At 71.4% G+C, this 13,638-nt stretch carries 13 protein-coding genes and 1 pseudogene; 4 read left to right on the forward strand and 10 right to left on the reverse strand.

All coding sequences use genetic code 11. The annotated features are described in order from the left end of the window. Positions 1–67: 67 nt before the first annotated feature. Entirely contained in the window at positions 68–1,765 is a 1,698-nt protein-coding gene (locus E0E30_RS10400) for a uroporphyrinogen-III synthase (protein ID WP_130866214.1), read from the reverse strand. A 189-nt stretch (positions 1,766–1,954) separates the two neighbouring features. Then, on the reverse strand, positions 1,955–2,620 hold the full coding sequence (locus tag E0E30_RS10405) for a redox-sensing transcriptional repressor Rex (RefSeq protein WP_130866215.1): 666 nt from the start codon (positions 2,618–2,620) through the stop codon (positions 1,955–1,957). 270 nt (positions 2,621–2,890) lie between these two features. Here E0E30_RS10405 and E0E30_RS10410 point away from each other — a divergent pair, with 270 nt between their 5' ends. Beyond that, entirely contained in the window at positions 2,891–3,757 is an 867-nt protein-coding gene (locus tag E0E30_RS10410; RefSeq protein ID WP_130866216.1) for a S1 family peptidase, read from the forward strand. A 63-nt stretch (positions 3,758–3,820) separates the two neighbouring features. Here the strand turns inward: E0E30_RS10410 and E0E30_RS10415 are convergent, their stop codons facing one another. The 7 genes and pseudogenes from E0E30_RS10415 to E0E30_RS10445 form a co-directional block, all read right to left on the reverse strand. Continuing rightward, entirely contained in the window at positions 3,821–4,198 is a 378-nt protein-coding gene (locus tag E0E30_RS10415) for a glutaredoxin family protein (RefSeq protein WP_245306572.1), read from the reverse strand. A gap of 31 nt (positions 4,199–4,229) precedes the next feature. After that, positions 4,230–4,331, reverse strand: coding sequence for a 30S ribosomal protein bS22 (locus tag E0E30_RS10420; RefSeq protein ID WP_002550589.1), 102 nt, complete (start codon positions 4,329–4,331; stop codon positions 4,230–4,232). A 181-nt stretch (positions 4,332–4,512) separates the two neighbouring features. After that, positions 4,513–5,292 (reverse strand): annotated as a pseudogene (gene proC, locus E0E30_RS10425) (pyrroline-5-carboxylate reductase); the annotation flags it as partial. A 90-nt stretch (positions 5,293–5,382) separates the two neighbouring features. Beyond that, positions 5,383–6,405, reverse strand: a complete 1,023-nt coding sequence (locus E0E30_RS10430) for an aspartate-semialdehyde dehydrogenase (RefSeq protein ID WP_130866218.1) — start codon at positions 6,403–6,405, stop codon at positions 5,383–5,385. A gap of 325 nt (positions 6,406–6,730) precedes the next feature. After that, on the reverse strand, positions 6,731–7,528 hold the full coding sequence (locus tag E0E30_RS10435) for a CPBP family intramembrane glutamic endopeptidase (protein WP_245306678.1): 798 nt from the start codon (positions 7,526–7,528) through the stop codon (positions 6,731–6,733). 176 nt (positions 7,529–7,704) lie between these two features. Then, positions 7,705–8,634, reverse strand: coding sequence for a proline dehydrogenase family protein (locus tag E0E30_RS10440; RefSeq protein WP_245306573.1), 930 nt, complete (start codon positions 8,632–8,634; stop codon positions 7,705–7,707). Between the two features lies 1 nt (position 8,635). Next, positions 8,636–9,448, reverse strand: coding sequence for a sugar phosphate isomerase/epimerase family protein (locus E0E30_RS10445; RefSeq protein WP_130866860.1), 813 nt, complete (start codon positions 9,446–9,448; stop codon positions 8,636–8,638). 187 nt (positions 9,449–9,635) lie between these two features. On the opposite strand from E0E30_RS10445, the gene E0E30_RS10450 reads away from it, so the two are divergent. The 3 genes from E0E30_RS10450 (at position 9,636) to disA (ending at position 12,877) form a co-directional block, all read left to right on the forward strand. Continuing rightward, positions 9,636–10,274: a VOC family protein gene (locus E0E30_RS10450; protein WP_130866219.1), complete on the forward strand. Its 639-nt coding sequence runs from the start codon at positions 9,636–9,638 to the stop codon at positions 10,272–10,274. Positions 10,275–10,360: 86 nt separating this feature from the next. After that, positions 10,361–11,773 carry a DNA repair protein RadA gene (gene radA / locus E0E30_RS10455; protein WP_130866220.1) on the forward strand — a complete coding sequence of 471 codons (1,413 nt, stop codon included), beginning with the start codon at positions 10,361–10,363 and terminating at the stop codon, positions 11,771–11,773. 9 nt (positions 11,774–11,782) lie between these two features. Further along, positions 11,783–12,877 carry a DNA integrity scanning diadenylate cyclase DisA gene (disA, locus tag E0E30_RS10460; protein WP_130866221.1) on the forward strand — a complete coding sequence of 365 codons (1,095 nt, stop codon included), beginning with the start codon at positions 11,783–11,785 and terminating at the stop codon, positions 12,875–12,877. 12 nt (positions 12,878–12,889) lie between these two features. Here the strand turns inward: disA and E0E30_RS10465 are convergent, their stop codons facing one another. Continuing rightward, a complete protein-coding gene (locus E0E30_RS10465) occupies positions 12,890–13,636 on the reverse strand; it encodes a hypothetical protein (RefSeq protein WP_130866222.1) in 747 nt (248 codons plus the stop codon). Between the last annotated feature and the right edge of the window lie 2 nt (positions 13,637–13,638).

A 13,638-nucleotide genomic window follows, 5' to 3' on the forward strand; every position in this document is an offset into this window, starting at 1 on the left:
GTGCTCTCCTGGCACCTGCCACGGTAGAGCAACCGTATGACACTTTCCGAACCCTACGGTCTGCCGATCAGGCCACCGGGCGTCCACGACGACGTCGCTGTGAGGGCCGGATGACCGGAAGCCCCTTGGCGGTGAGCTCGTCCCGGCGTCGGGCCGCGAAGTCGGCCAGGGCGTCGGCCAGCGAGTCGAGGGTCGGTTCGGCGGCGACGACGTCGACGTGCAGCCCGTGCTCCTGGCAGGTCTCGGCGGTGTGCGGGCCGATGGCGGCGACGACGGTGTGCTTGTGTGGCTTGCCGGCGATCCCCACGAGGTTGCGCACGGTCGTCGAGGAGGTGAAGACGACGGCGTCGAAGAGCCCGGTCTTGATGGCCTCGCGGGTCTCGGCCGGCGGCGGCGCCGCGCGGACGGTGCGGTAGCCGACGATGTCCTCGACCTCCCACCCCAACTCGGACAGCTCCGCCGAGAGCGACTCGGTGGCGATGTCGGCGCGCGGCACGAAGACCCGGTTGATGGGGTCGAGGACGTCGTCGAAGGCGGGGAAGACGGCGGCCAGGGCGGCCGTCGACTGCTCGCCGGAGGGGACCAGATCGGGTCGCACCCCCCATTCGGCCAGGGCGTTGACCGTCGACTCGAAGATGGCCGCGATCCGCAACCCCGAGTAGGCGCGGGCGTCCAGGCCGATCTCGTCGAGCTTCTCGGTCACGGCGCGCACGGCATTGGCGGAGGTGAAGACGACCCACTCGTAGCGGCCCTCGACGAGCCCGTGGATGGCCTTGTCCATCTGCTGGGGGGTGCGCGGCGGTTCCATGCTGATCGTCGGGACGTCGAGGGAGTGGGCACCGTAGCCCTGCAGCCGCGAGGGCAGGGTCGCCGAGTGGTCGCGGGTACGCGGGATGAGCACCGACCACCCGAAGAGCGGCTTGGACTCGAACCAGTCGAGGTCCTCGCGGGCCGGGCTCTCGACGACCTGGCCGATGACGACGTGGACCATCTCGTCGGCGTCGACCCGGGTGAGCGGCACGACCCGGGGCAGGGCGGCCAGGGTGGTCGTCGTCGACACCTGTTCGGTGGTGCCCCCGTGGCGGGTGAGCACGGCCGGCTCGTCCTTGGACCGACCCGAGGCGATGGCGTGCTCGACGAGGACGGGTACCTGACCCGCGGCCACCGAGACGACGATGAGGCCGTGGGCGGCCCAGGGGTGGCCGGGCTGGGTGAGGTCGCGGTCGGCCGCGGCCGGGCCGATGATCTGGACGTCGTGACCGTGGAGGGAGACCCCTGAGTACTCCGGCACGGCGGTGAGCGGGGAGATGCCGGGGATGACGTCGACGTCGTGGTCGGCCCGGGCGCAGGCGGCGGCCTCGGCACCGATGTCGCCGTCGAGGAAGGGATCCCCCGTGACGAGTCGGACCGCTTCCAGACCCCTGTCAGCGGCCTCGATGAGGGCCGAGGTGACGTCCTCGCAACGACCACCGTGCTCGCCGTGGCCCTCATGGTGGTGCGGCAGGTCGGCGGACCCCGTGGGGCAGGCGGTGAGGACGCGCACGTCGTCGCGCAGCTGGACACCGTCGGCCTCGAGCAGGGCGCGGTGCCGGGGAGATCCCAGGACGAGCAGCTGGGCACGGTTGATCGCGGACACCGCGGCCAGGGTGAGCAGGGCCGGGTCCCCCGGTCCGGTGCCCACGAACTGCACCCGCGACTGGGCGCTCACGGTGGTGCGACTCTCCGTGACCGGTGCCGGGCCGGTCTCCGGGGCCGTCTCGCTCATCTGGTGTCCCTTCATCCTTCCGTGTCCGGTGCAGCACGGCGTCGAGCACGGGGCCGGGAGAACGGCTCCACCCCGAACGGTCGCCGACGCGGGAGGAACCGCACGGAGGTCACGAGGATACTCCCGAGTCCAGTTCTTTCAGCCATTCCGCGGCTGCGTCAAATCCGCCGTGCAGGCGCGTCACGCCGGTCAGGCGGGCGTGGCCGCGTCCGGACGGGCCAACTCGTGGTACACGAGGACCTGCATCTCCCTGGCCAGGTCGACCTGACGGACCGTCACCTCGGGCGGCACCTCGAGCGGGGCCGCTGCGAAGGTGAGAATGCGTCGGACTCCGGCCGCGACGAGCCGGTCGGCGCAGTCCTGCGCCACCTCGGGCGGGGTGGTGAGGATGCCGATGACCGGCCGGGCACGCCGGACGACGTCAGCCAACTCGTCGAGGGCGCAGACCGTGACCCCGGCCACCCGGGTGCCGATGATGCGCGGGTCCACGTCGACGAGGGCGACGACGTTGAACCCGCGTCTGCCCAGCCCGTGGTGGCGGGCCAGGGCCCGCCCCAGGCTGCCGACGCCGAGGATGACGACTGGCCAGTCGTCCCGCGAACCGACGACCCTGCCGATGGCGTCGATGAGGGTCTCGACCACGTACCCGACGCCGCGGGTGCCGAAGGACCCCAGATACGACAGGTCCCGGCGCAGCAGGGCCGGTTGGACCCCGGCGAGTTGGGCGAGCTCACCGGAACTCGTCGTCACGGCGCCGGTCTCGTGAAGGGCCTGGAGGGCGCGCAGGTAGCCGGGAAGCCGGGTGACGGTGGACTCGGGCAGGCCGGGGGCAGGTTCGCTGCAGACGACATCCATGGGCTCCTCCTGGGGTCGGGGGCGTCCAGCCCGAGACGCATTGTATGTGAAGGATCTCACACCCGACCCCGGCAGCACCCCATGCCACTGGAGTTACTTAGGTAAGGCTAACCTAACTCATAGCCATCGCTCGATGGAACATCGTCCCGAGGAGGTCCCATCAGATCCATCCGACACCATCACGCTCGCGCCCTGGTCGGCGCAACGGCCGTCGCCATCGGCCTGATCTGTGTCCCGGCGGCCCAGGCCGCACCCCTGGCACACGCCCCCATGATCCACGGCGGACATCCGGTCTCCGCACCCGTCGAGTGGATGGCCAGCATCAAGGTCCACTACCACCATCGAGACAAGTCCCCGTTCCCCTGCGGAGCGTCACAGATCTCGCCCGACATGGTCCTCACGGCTGCGCACTGCGTCAATCGCGACGCGGGCGGCGAGGAGCCCTATCGCATCCAGGTCCGCGTCGGTGGGCTGGAACGGGGATCCGGTGGACAGGAGCTCGAGGCGGAGGACTGGTGGGTCCCCGACAGCATCTCCGTCAGCGGCGACTGGGCACTCATCAGGATCCCGCGCCACCCGCTGAGCCACTATCCGATCCTTCCGGCGGACCGGAGCCACGACTCCGAGTCGTCGTACTCGGTCATGGGTTGGGGATACCTCGATGACGCCGACAGGAAGGAGCCCCGGCTGCTGCACCGGGTGGAGCTCCCGCGCATCCCGGGCCCGGGCCACGACTGCGACAGTTCCAGCGCCATCTGCGCCGGGGACCTGGCCCACGGAAGTGTCGACGCCTGCGCCGGGGACTCCGGCGGTCCCCTCTTCACGACGAACCCGGACGGGAGGACCTGCCAGGTGGGAATCGTCTCCTGGGCCATGCAGCACTGCGGCACCGAGGACAACCCCGGTTACTACACGCGGGTCTCGACCTACCGACGGACGATGCTCGGGGTCATCGACGAACTGGGAGGCACCCGTCCCTCCGCGACGGCCTCCCCGACCCCAACGGCACCGATGACCACGCCGTCACCGACGGCGACTCCGACGTCCCCCTCACCGACGCACCCGACGCATCTGACGACGACCTCGCCGGAGTCGACGCCGTCGCAGCCTCGCGCACTTCCCCACACGGGTCGTTGAGGCCACCCCCGGACCTCCCGGGATCCATCTGACGACCCACCCCTGACCGACGGACGCACGCGGTCAGGGGTGCGTCGTCGGGGCCACGGGTCCATCGGTCAGAGCCGCGACCAAGGTCGCCCCGTCGAGGAACCAGTACGCGATGAGCGTGCCGTCGACGAAGGTGACGGGAACATGGTCGCCCCAGCGCCGACGCCACGTGGGGTCTGCGTCGACGTCGACGAGGACCGGTTCGGGGACGACGTCGGGCTGCTGCCCGCGGAGCTCATCGATCGTGGCAGTGACCTCGTCGCAGAGGTGGCAGCCGGAGCGCACCAGGACGACAAGACACCCCTCGACCGGAGCCCGGGTCCCGTCCGTGGACGAGGAGGAGGGGGTGTGGTCGAGGGGATCTGGGGAGGCGTCGTCGGGCGTCCGACGGGCGGGGCGTCGACCGATCACGGGACGACCCGCAGGCGTGACGCCCGGAACGTCACTTGCCGGCGCGACGACGCTGGATACGCGTCTTCTTGAGCAGCTTGCGGTGCTTCTTCTTCGCCATGCGCTTGCGACGCTTCTTGATGACCGAACCCACTGTGGACCTCTTCTCGATGCGGCAGATGCCGGATTGCAACGCCCGACGAGAGTCGGACGGGGAGCATGTGTCGCCCATGGCACCGACGACAGGATGTCGTTCGGGCGCGTGGACAAGGAGTCATTGTACGCGATCGGCGTCGGCCCGACCAAACAGCCTCCGGCCGGCCCGCCCCGGCCACTCAGCCCAGCCCGGCAGCCTTGTCACGGCAGGCCTCCAGGGCTCGGGCGAAGGCCGTGCGGACCCCGTGCGACTCGAGTTGGTCGAGGGCGGCGGCGGTCGTGCCCCCCGGTGAGGTCACCTGGTTGCGCAGGACCGCCGGGTGCTCACCCCGGCAGAGCAGAGCGGCCGACCCGTCGAGGGTCCCGATGACGAGCTGGCTGGCCTGGGGACGCGGGATCCCCATGGCGACGGCGGCGTCGATCATGGCCTCGGCGACGAGGAAGACGTAGGCCGGGCCCGATCCTGAGACCGCCATGGCGGCGTCGTGCAGGCGCTCGGGCACCTCGACGACGGTGCCCACCGGCGACAACAGCTCACCGACCTGCGCCGCCGCACCCTGGGAGCCGGGGGCCGGGGAGACGATGAAGACCCCCCTGCCGACCGAGGCCGGGGTGTTCGGCATGACCCGGACGATGGCCGGTCCCTCCCCCACGACCTCGCGCAGGGCGTCGCTCCTCACCCCGGCCGCGATGGACACGACGGTCGAGCCGGCCCCGACGTGGGCCTGGCGCAGCACCTCGAGAACCAGGTGGGGCTTGACGCCGAGCAGGACGATTCGGGCCCCCGCGGCTGCCAGCGCGTTGTCACCGGTGGTGCGTACCCCGAACCGGCGCGCGACGGCGTCTCGAGTGGCCTGGCTGGCAGCGGTGGCGATGATCCCGGCCGGGTCGAGACCGGCGTCGAGGAGCCCGGCGAGGATGGCCGAGGCCATCGTCCCGCAGCCGAGGACGGCGAGCTCGGTGGTCGGGGGCGGGGTCGGCGAGGTGNAACTTCACAGGGAGTATCGTCGGCAGCGTCAGATGTGTATGACAGACAGGCGAGGTGGGGGTCATCGGGCGGCGACCAGTTCGGCCAGCTGGATGGCGTTGAGGGCGGCGCCCTTGCGCAGGTTGTCGGCGGTGCAGAAGAACACCAGGCCGTGGCCTCGGGGGGCCGACTGGTCGGCCCGGAGGCGACCGACGAGGCTCGGGTCGGTGCCGGCGGCCGAGCGCGGGTCGGGGACGTCGACGACGCGGACCCCGGGGGCCGTCCGGAGCAGGTCGGTGGCGCGCTCGGGACTCAGCTCGTCGGCGAACTCGGCGTGGACGACGAGGCCATGACCGCTGAAGACCGGGATGCGCACGCAGGTGCCGGCCACGAGGAGGTCGGGGATGTGGAGGATCTTGCGCGACTCGTGGCGCAGCTTCTGCTCCTCGTCGGTCTCGCCGGTGCCGTCCTCGACGAGATTGCCGGCGAGGGGGACGGCGTTGTAGGCGATGGGGGCGACGTAGGGCCCCAGGTCGGAGGTGGGGAAGACCGACCCGTCGAGGGTGAGTCGGGCGGGGTCGTCGATGGCCCGGGTCTGGTCGGCCAGGGTCCGTACCCCGGCCAGGCCGGAACCCGACACGGCCTGGTACGTGGCGACGACGAGTCGGCGCAGTCCGGCGGCATCGTGCAGCGGCTTGAGGACGGGCATGGCCGCCATGGTCGTGCAGTTGGGGTTGGCGATGATCCCCTTGGGGCGGTCGTCGAGGTCCTCGGGGTTGACCTCGGCGACGACGAGCGGCACCTGCGGGTCCTTGCGCCAGGCCGAGGAGTTGTCGATGACCACCGCCCCGGCGGCGGCCACCTGCGGGGCGAACTGTCTGGAGGTGGCTCCGCCGGCCGAGAAGATCGCGATGTCGATGCCGGAGAAGTCGGCGGTGGCGGTGTCCTCGACGATGACCTCACCATCGGCCCACGGCAGGGTCCGGCCCGCCGAGCGCGCCGACGAGAAGAACCTCACGTCGTCGAGGGGGAAGTGACGCTGCGCCAGCAGGGTGCGCATGACCCCGCCGACCTGACCGGTGGCTCCGAAGACTCCGACTCGCATGGGGCAAGTCTAGGAGCGCCCCCGACCCGGGACCGGGGAGCGGACGGCCGGAGGCCGGGTCCGCCGAGCAGGAGGGCAACGCCGACACCATCGCGGGGCTACCCGGGATGACCGCCACGGATCCCCGCTCAACTCGGCCCTGCGGGCACCCGACCGGTGATGAAGGACGTTGCGCGGTGAATCGTGGCGGCCGCGGCCAGAGCCGGTACCGGGGAAGGTCGGGCGAGGATGAAGACGGCCCCGGACGTTCCCCCGGGACCGGGCGGCGGCCGTGACTCCGGCCGCCCCTTGACCTCGGCCACATCCACGGACCCGACCCCGGGCCTCACAACCAGGACAGATGGGGCGCGAGGAAGGCGTAGCCGACGAAGGACACGACATCGAGCAGGGTGTGGGCGACGATGAGCGGGCCCAGCCGACCGCGCCGGGTGAACACCCAGCCCAGGAGCAGACCCATGACGATGTTCCCGGCGAACCCGCCCCATCCTTGGTACAGGTGGTAGGTACCCCGGATGGCGGCACTGCCCACGACGACCGCCAGGGCCGACACCCCGCACTGGCGCCACCGGGTGAAGAGGTAGCCGACCATCACGGTCTCCTCGAGGACCGCGTTCATCACCGCGGCGAGGATGAGTACCGGCACGACCCACCAGGCGTTCTGCAGCCCGGAGGCCCGGACCGTCGTGTTGAGCCCCAGGGCCTTCATGGCGACGTAGAACCCCAGCCCGGGGATGCCGATGGCGGCGGCCAGGACCGTCCCCGCCAGGGCGTCGCGACGCCATGACCCACCGGTCAGCCCGAGGGCTCGACGCACTCCGCCGACCGGGGTGCAGAACCTGGCCAGCAGCAGGACCGCCAGCAGCGCCGGGACGACCCCGAAGGCGATGTCGGACAGCTGGTAGAGCAGGTCGAGCCAGGGCCGCCCCGGGGTAACGGAGGTGTTGAGGGAGGAGGTCTGGGACGACAGCGGCACCCCCCGGGTGAGCCGTTCGATCATCCGCAGCACCGAGTACCAGGCCGACTGCCCCAGACTCACCGCCAGCAACAGCACCGTCTCCCACACGAGGATCCGACGGTCACGGTCGGTGAGGGCCCGCGCCCGTCGATGGTCGAAGGAGGAGATTCGGGGTGAGGAATGGTGCCGCGACGAGATCGGACGACCCGACAGCGGCGCGCGGCGAGGTCCATCCGGGACCGATGGCGGCAGGGGATCGGCCCGAGGGACCGTCCGGGCCATCCGGCGCGGCCCCGGGTCGGCACGGCGCGGCCCTGCCGGCCGCGCCGGCGGGAGGTCCTGGCTCATCGCTGCCCCACCATCGACCGGGCGAAGAGCCACACATTGGCCGGCCGCTCGATGACCCGGCGCGCGCAGTAGCGGTACCAGTCGGTGCCGTAGGGCAGGTAGACCCGCATCCGATGGCCGACGTCGACGAGTCGGCGCTGCTCGAGGTCCCGGATGCCCTGGAGCATCTGGAACTCGACGTCGGTGCGGCCGAGGTCCTCGATGAGCCGTTCGGTGATGGCGACGAAGACCGGGTCGTGGGTGGCCACCAGGGGGGTCGCCGGGCCGGTGACCAGGGCACGCAGGCACGCCGCCATGCGCAGGTCGACGTCGTGCGGGCGGATGAGGGTCACCTCGGACGGCCCGGTGTACGAGCCCTTGCACAACCGGATGCGACGCCCCGGCACGGCGAGTTCCTGGATCTGCTCGAGGCTGTCATGGCGGGCGGCCTGGACGACCACCCCGGTGTCGGGGAAGTCGGCCAGCAGGTCGTGGACGACGTCGAGGACCCGGTCGTGGATCTGCGGACCCTCGTCGTCGATCGTCACCTCGACGCCGGCGTTGCGGGCCAGTCGACAGATCCTCGCGGCGCGGTCGCCGGCCCCCGCCGGGTCGAACCCCAACCCGAGGGTCGACAGCTCGAGCGACACCTCCGCATGTCCCGCCAACTCCGCCACGCTCCCCAGGGCCGCGACGGCGTCCAATGCCTCGCCCATCGCGGCGTCGGCGGCTGCCGCGTCGCGGGCACGCGTCGCCAGGGGGTGCAGGGCGATGTCGAGTCCCACCTCGACCTTGTCCCGGGCGGTGAGGACGGCGGCCTCGAGGGTCTGCCCGGCGATGTACGACTGGGCGATCTCCTGGGCCACCGGCATGGCCGAGATCCGCGCCGCGATGGCCTCGTCGGCGACGATCTCGGTGGCCCGGGCCTGCATCCGCGACAGGGGCATGTCAGCTCTCCCCTCCGCCTCGGGAGGCCAGACCGTCGGCCACCGCGGCGCGGATCTGCCCGAGGACGTGGTGGAGGGCGTCCTGCCTGTCCGAGCGGCTCGAGAATCGCCGGGTGCTCACCTCGAGGACGATGTCCCCGTCGAATCCGCGGGCGACGGCGTCACGGACGACCTCCCAGGCGTGCTGGTCACCCTCCCCGGGCAGCAGGTGCTCGTCCCGGAACGACCCGCTGCCGTCGGTGAGGTGGATGTGCGCCAGCCTCGACCCCCAGGTGCGCACGAGGTCCCGGGAGTCCAGGTGCGAGGTCGAGGCGTGCGAGAGGTCGAGGGTGAGGTGGTCGTAGGACCGCATCGTCGGGTCCCAGTCCGGGCTGTAGGCCAGGAACCGCCCGGCCGGGGTGCGCCAGGGATACATGTTCTCCACGGCGACGACGACCCCCGCCTCCCGGTTGCGCGGGTCGGCATTGAGCCTGGCCACCCCGGTCTCGAAGTCGGCCGCGTAGTCGCGTTGCCAGCGGAAGGGGGGATGGACGACGACGACCCGCGCCCCGAACTGGCGGGCCGCCTCACAGGAGCGTTCAAGCTTGTCCCAGGGGTCGGTGCCCCAGACGTTCGGCATGACGAGGAGGCAGGGGGCGTGGACGGAGGTGACCGCGACCTCGTGGTACCGGGCCATGGCCTCGACGTGGTCGACGTCGGCCGAGACCGGGTCGACGCCGACCATGAGCTCGACCCCGTCGAACCCGAGCGCGGCGGCGTACTCGATGCCGCTCGCCGTCGACTCCGGGTACACCGAGGTCGTCGAGAGCGTCACCCGGGGGCCGGACGTCGCGTCGTGAGCTGCCACGCATCCAACCTACCGTGGGATGGTCGTCGCACGACGAGGTCGGGTGGAACCTCCTCGGACCGGGACCGGCGCCCGGGCCGACCAGGACGCCGCCGGTCGGCTGTCACCCGAACCCGGTTTCGAGGAATGGGGCCGGGCAGTCCACAATGATCCCATGCACGTCGACCATCTCATGTTCGCCGCCGGTCCGGAGGGCCTCGAGGTCGAGGCCGCCCGCATGGGCGAGAAGCTCGGCACGTCGTTCATCAACGGCGGCATCCACCCGCGCTTCGGCACCCGCAACCGGATCCTGCCGCTCGCCGGGCCGCGTTACGTCGAGATCGTCGAGGTCCTGGACCATCCCGCGGCCGACAAGGCCGTCTTCGGCCAGGCCGTGCGGGCCAGGTCCGAGGAGGGCGGTGGCTGGCTCGGATGGGCCGTCTCCGTCGACGACCTGGCCCCGTTCGAGGAGCGCCTGGGACGCAACTCGGTGCCCGGGTCGCGTCACTTCCCCGACGGCCGCTACCTCGAATGGCACCAGCTCGGGGTCAAAGGGCTCATGACCGATCCTCAGCTGCCGTACTTCCTGCACTGGGAGTCCTCCGCCGAGCTCCTGCCCAGCGCCCTCACCGGCACGATCACCCTCAAGCGCATCGAGATGACCGGCTCCCGGAACCGCGTCGAGGAGTGGCTCGGTGAGCCGATCCCCGACGAGGTCGAGGGCATCACCTTCGACTTCACGAGCCCGAACGGCCATCCGGGCATCAGCGCCGTCACCTTCGAGGTTCCCGGACGCGGCCTGGTCCGCATCTGACGACGGACCTTCCGGCGGCGGAACTGTCGTACCCCTCCGCCACACTGGCTGCGGTCGGGCCGAACGGTCCGAGGAGAGGGGGCGCCATGGCCAGGTCGACGGCGAGGAAGACGCAGTCCGACGGCTGGGTGTGCACCGAGTGCGGCTGGACCACCGCCAAGTGGGTGGGGCGGTGCGGCGAGTGCCAGGCCTGGGGTTCGGTCGTCGAGAAGGGGGCGCCCAAGCTCACCGACGTCACCTCGACGGTGCCGGTGTCGCGGGCGGTGCCGATCGGCCAGGTGAGTGAGCAGGCGGCCGACCGTCACCTCACCGGCATCGGTGAGCTCGACCGGGTGCTCGGTGGTGGCCTGGTGCCCGGGGCGGTCGTCCTGCTCGCCGGGGAACCGGGGGTGGGCAAGTCGACCCTGCTGCTCGACGTCGCCGCCAAGTGGGCCGGCGCCGGTCGACGGACGCTCTACGTCACCGGCGAGGAGTCGGCGGCCCAGGTGCGGTTGCGGGCCGGTCGCACCGGCGCCCTGGCCACCGAGCTCTACCTCGCCGCCGAGACCGATCTGGGCACCGTCCTGGGCCACATCGAGCAGACCGAGCCGAGCCTGCTCGTCCTCGACTCGGTGCAGACCATCGGCACCGCCGAGGCCGACGGCTCCCCCGGCGGCGTCTCCCAGGTGCGCGAGGTCACCGGGGCACTGGTCCGGGTCGCCAAGAGAAGAGGGATGGCCGTCGTCATCGTCGGCCACGTCACCAAGGACGGGACGATCGCCGGGCCGCGCACCATGGAACACCTCGTCGACGTCGTCCTGGCCTTCGAGGGTGACCGTCACTCGGGGTTCCGGATGGTTCGCGCGACGAAGAACCGGTACGGCCCGGCCGACGAGGTCGGGTGCTTCGAGATGACCGACGCCGGCATCGTCGAGGTGCCCGATCCGTCGGGGCTCTTCACCTCGGATCACGCCGATCCGCAACCGGGCACCTGCGTCACCGTGACGATGGAGGGTCGCCGTCCCCTGTTGTCGGAGGTGCAGGCGCTCGTCGCCCCCTCCACCTCGGAGAAGTACCCCAGGCGCACCACCCATGGCGTCGAGAATGGCCGGGTGGCGATGATCCTGGCCGTCCTGGAGCGCAAGGCCGGGCTTCCGCTGAGCGCCCGCGACGTCTACGTCTCCACCGTCGGCGGGGCCCGGATCACCGATCCGTCGGCCGACCTGGCCATCGCCGTGGCGGTGGCCTCGGCCACGATCGACCGCAACTTCCCCACCCGGGTCGTCGCGCTGGGCGAGGTGGGCCTGGCCGGCGACCTGCGCCGGGTGCCGGGGCTGGAGCGTCGGGTGGGTGAGGCGGCGCGGCTCGGGTTCGACCTGGCCGTCGTGCCGCGGAAATCGCGCGAGGCGCACACGAAGGTGCCGCGGATGCACGGGCTGCACGTCGTCGAGGTGTCGACGGTGGCCGAGGCGCTGTCCGTGCTCGACCTGAGACGTGGCCGCTCGGGTTCGGCGAACTAGAGTCGACCCATGACCGAGTCGACGCCCACCGGGCGAGCCGCCGAGGACCATCAGGCCAAGGTCCGTCACCTCATGGCTCTGCTGGCCCCGGGCACCCCCATCCGGGCGGGCCTGGAGCGGATCATGAGGGGCCGCACCGGGGCCCTCATCGTCCTGGGTGACACTCCCGAGGTACGCGCGGTGGCCAGCGGCGGGTTCCCCATGGACGTCCATCTCACCCCGCAGGCCCTGCGCGAGCTGTGCAAGATGGACGGCGGTCTCATCGTCTCCAGTGACCATGAACGGATCCTCGCCGCCGGAGTGCACTTCGTGCCCGACGGGGATCTGCCGACGATGGAGACCGGCACCCGACATCGTTCCGCCGACCGCGTCTCCCAGCAGACCGGGGTCCCGGTCGTCGTCGTGTCGGCCTCGATGTCGACGATGGCCATCTTCCTCGAGGGACGGCGTCACCGGATCGAGGCCCCCGACCAGATCCTCTCCCGCGCCAACCAGGCCCTCGACACCCTGTCGAGCTACCGGTCCCGGCTCACCACGGAGGCGGCCGCCCTCACCTCCCTCGAGGTTCGTGACGCCGTCACCGTCCGCGACGTCGCCACCGTCGCCCGGCGCATCGAGATGTTCCGGCGGATCGACTCGGAGGTGCGCGGCCACGTGTCGGCCCTGGGCGTCGAGGGCCGGCTCATCCAGTTGCAGCGCAACGAGCTCACCACCGGGGTCGACGATCTCGCCCGGCTGCTGGCCGACGACTACCGACCCGACCAGGCCGACGAGACGCCGTTCTCCCTGGCCCGGCTGCGCGAGCTCACGTGGGCCGAACTGGACGACGTGGCACGGGTCGCCGAGGTCATCGGGTTCGACCGGGATCGTCACCCGCTGGACGCCGAGGTCGAACCGCGTGGGCACCGTCAGTTGTCCGACATCTCCGAACTGCCGCCACGGGTCATCCAATCCGTCGTCGAACATTTCGGGACCCTGCGCCAGATCGTCTCGGCGAGCACCATCGAACTCGGCCAGCTCTCGGGGGTCGGCGTCCAACGGGCCAAGGCCATCCGGGAGGCCCTGGAGCGGACCCTCGACGGGGAGCCGTCGCGGGACCGTTGAGAGCCGACCGGCTCAGGAGATCTGGAAGACGTACTGGTTGACCGACCCACCGCCGACCGAGACGGTGGCGACATAGGTGCCACGCCCCAGATCCTCGTCGACGAGCTTGCACCCGTTCGACCGGCGTCCGGGCCACTTGACGTCGGCGGTCCACGCCTTGCCGGCGGCGAGTTGATGAGTGCCCTTGGGGGCCCAGGCCGGGCAGTCGGAGGTCGACCAGATACGGTCGGAGCCGGACGTGACGGTGAGGTCGACCTTGACCTTCGAGAGATCCCAGGTGCAGGCCGAACCGGTGTCGTTGGTGACGGTGACGTGGAACGACGCCGCACCGCCGACCGCGATCGTCCGGGCATCACCCTTGACGACGGCGGTGAGGCTCGAGGAGTCACAGGCCGCCGTGGGGCTGGGGCTCGGGGACCCCGGGGTGCTCCCGGACGGGGTCGCCGAGGGGCTCGACGCCGAGGCGCTCGGGGAGCCGGAGGGACTGGCCGACCCGCTCGCGCTCGGGGAGCCGGACGAGGGGCTGGCGATCGGGGTGGCCCAGCCGGTGTCGGTCCAGGACGGGTCGGGGGTGAACACCGAGCTCGGCACGGCGTCGGCCTGCTTGCTCGAGGACCCTCCGCCCAGCACGCTGGCCGCGAGCCAGACGATGAGGACGAGGACGAGGATGCAGGCTCCCGCCAGCACGGCGCGCCGGATCCAGTAGGTCGACGCCGACTCCGGGCCGACCGGGTCACGCAATCCCTTGAGTGGACTCATGG

This window comes from Acidipropionibacterium timonense, assembly GCF_900605005.1.
In the GTDB taxonomy this organism is placed as follows: Bacteria; Actinomycetota; Actinomycetes; order Propionibacteriales; family Propionibacteriaceae; genus Cutibacterium; species Cutibacterium timonense.

Excerpts from the sequence above, each read along its gene's own strand:
- E0E30_RS10465 (WP_130866222.1), bottom strand. The coding sequence starts at position 13,636 with ATGAGTCCACTCAAGGGATTGCGTGACCCGGTCGGCCCGGAGTCGGCG.
- E0E30_RS10405 (WP_130866215.1), bottom strand. The coding sequence starts at position 2,620 with ATGGATGTCGTCTGCAGCGAACCTGCCCCCGGCCTGCCCGAGTCCACC.
- radA (WP_130866220.1), top strand. The coding sequence starts at position 10,361 with ATGGCCAGGTCGACGGCGAGGAAGACGCAGTCCGACGGCTGGGTGTGC.
- E0E30_RS10400 (WP_130866214.1), bottom strand. The coding sequence starts at position 1,765 with ATGAGCGAGACGGCCCCGGAGACCGGCCCGGCACCGGTCACGGAGAGT.
- disA (WP_130866221.1), top strand. The coding sequence starts at position 11,783 with ATGACCGAGTCGACGCCCACCGGGCGAGCCGCCGAGGACCATCAGGCC.
- E0E30_RS10430 (WP_130866218.1), bottom strand. The coding sequence starts at position 6,405 with ATGCGAGTCGGAGTCTTCGGAGCCACCGGTCAGGTCGGCGGGGTCATG.
- E0E30_RS10440 (WP_245306573.1), bottom strand. The coding sequence starts at position 8,634 with ATGCCCCTGTCGCGGATGCAGGCCCGGGCCACCGAGATCGTCGCCGAC.
- E0E30_RS10450 (WP_130866219.1), top strand. The coding sequence starts at position 9,636 with ATGCACGTCGACCATCTCATGTTCGCCGCCGGTCCGGAGGGCCTCGAG.
- E0E30_RS10410 (WP_130866216.1), top strand. The coding sequence starts at position 2,891 with ATGATCCACGGCGGACATCCGGTCTCCGCACCCGTCGAGTGGATGGCC.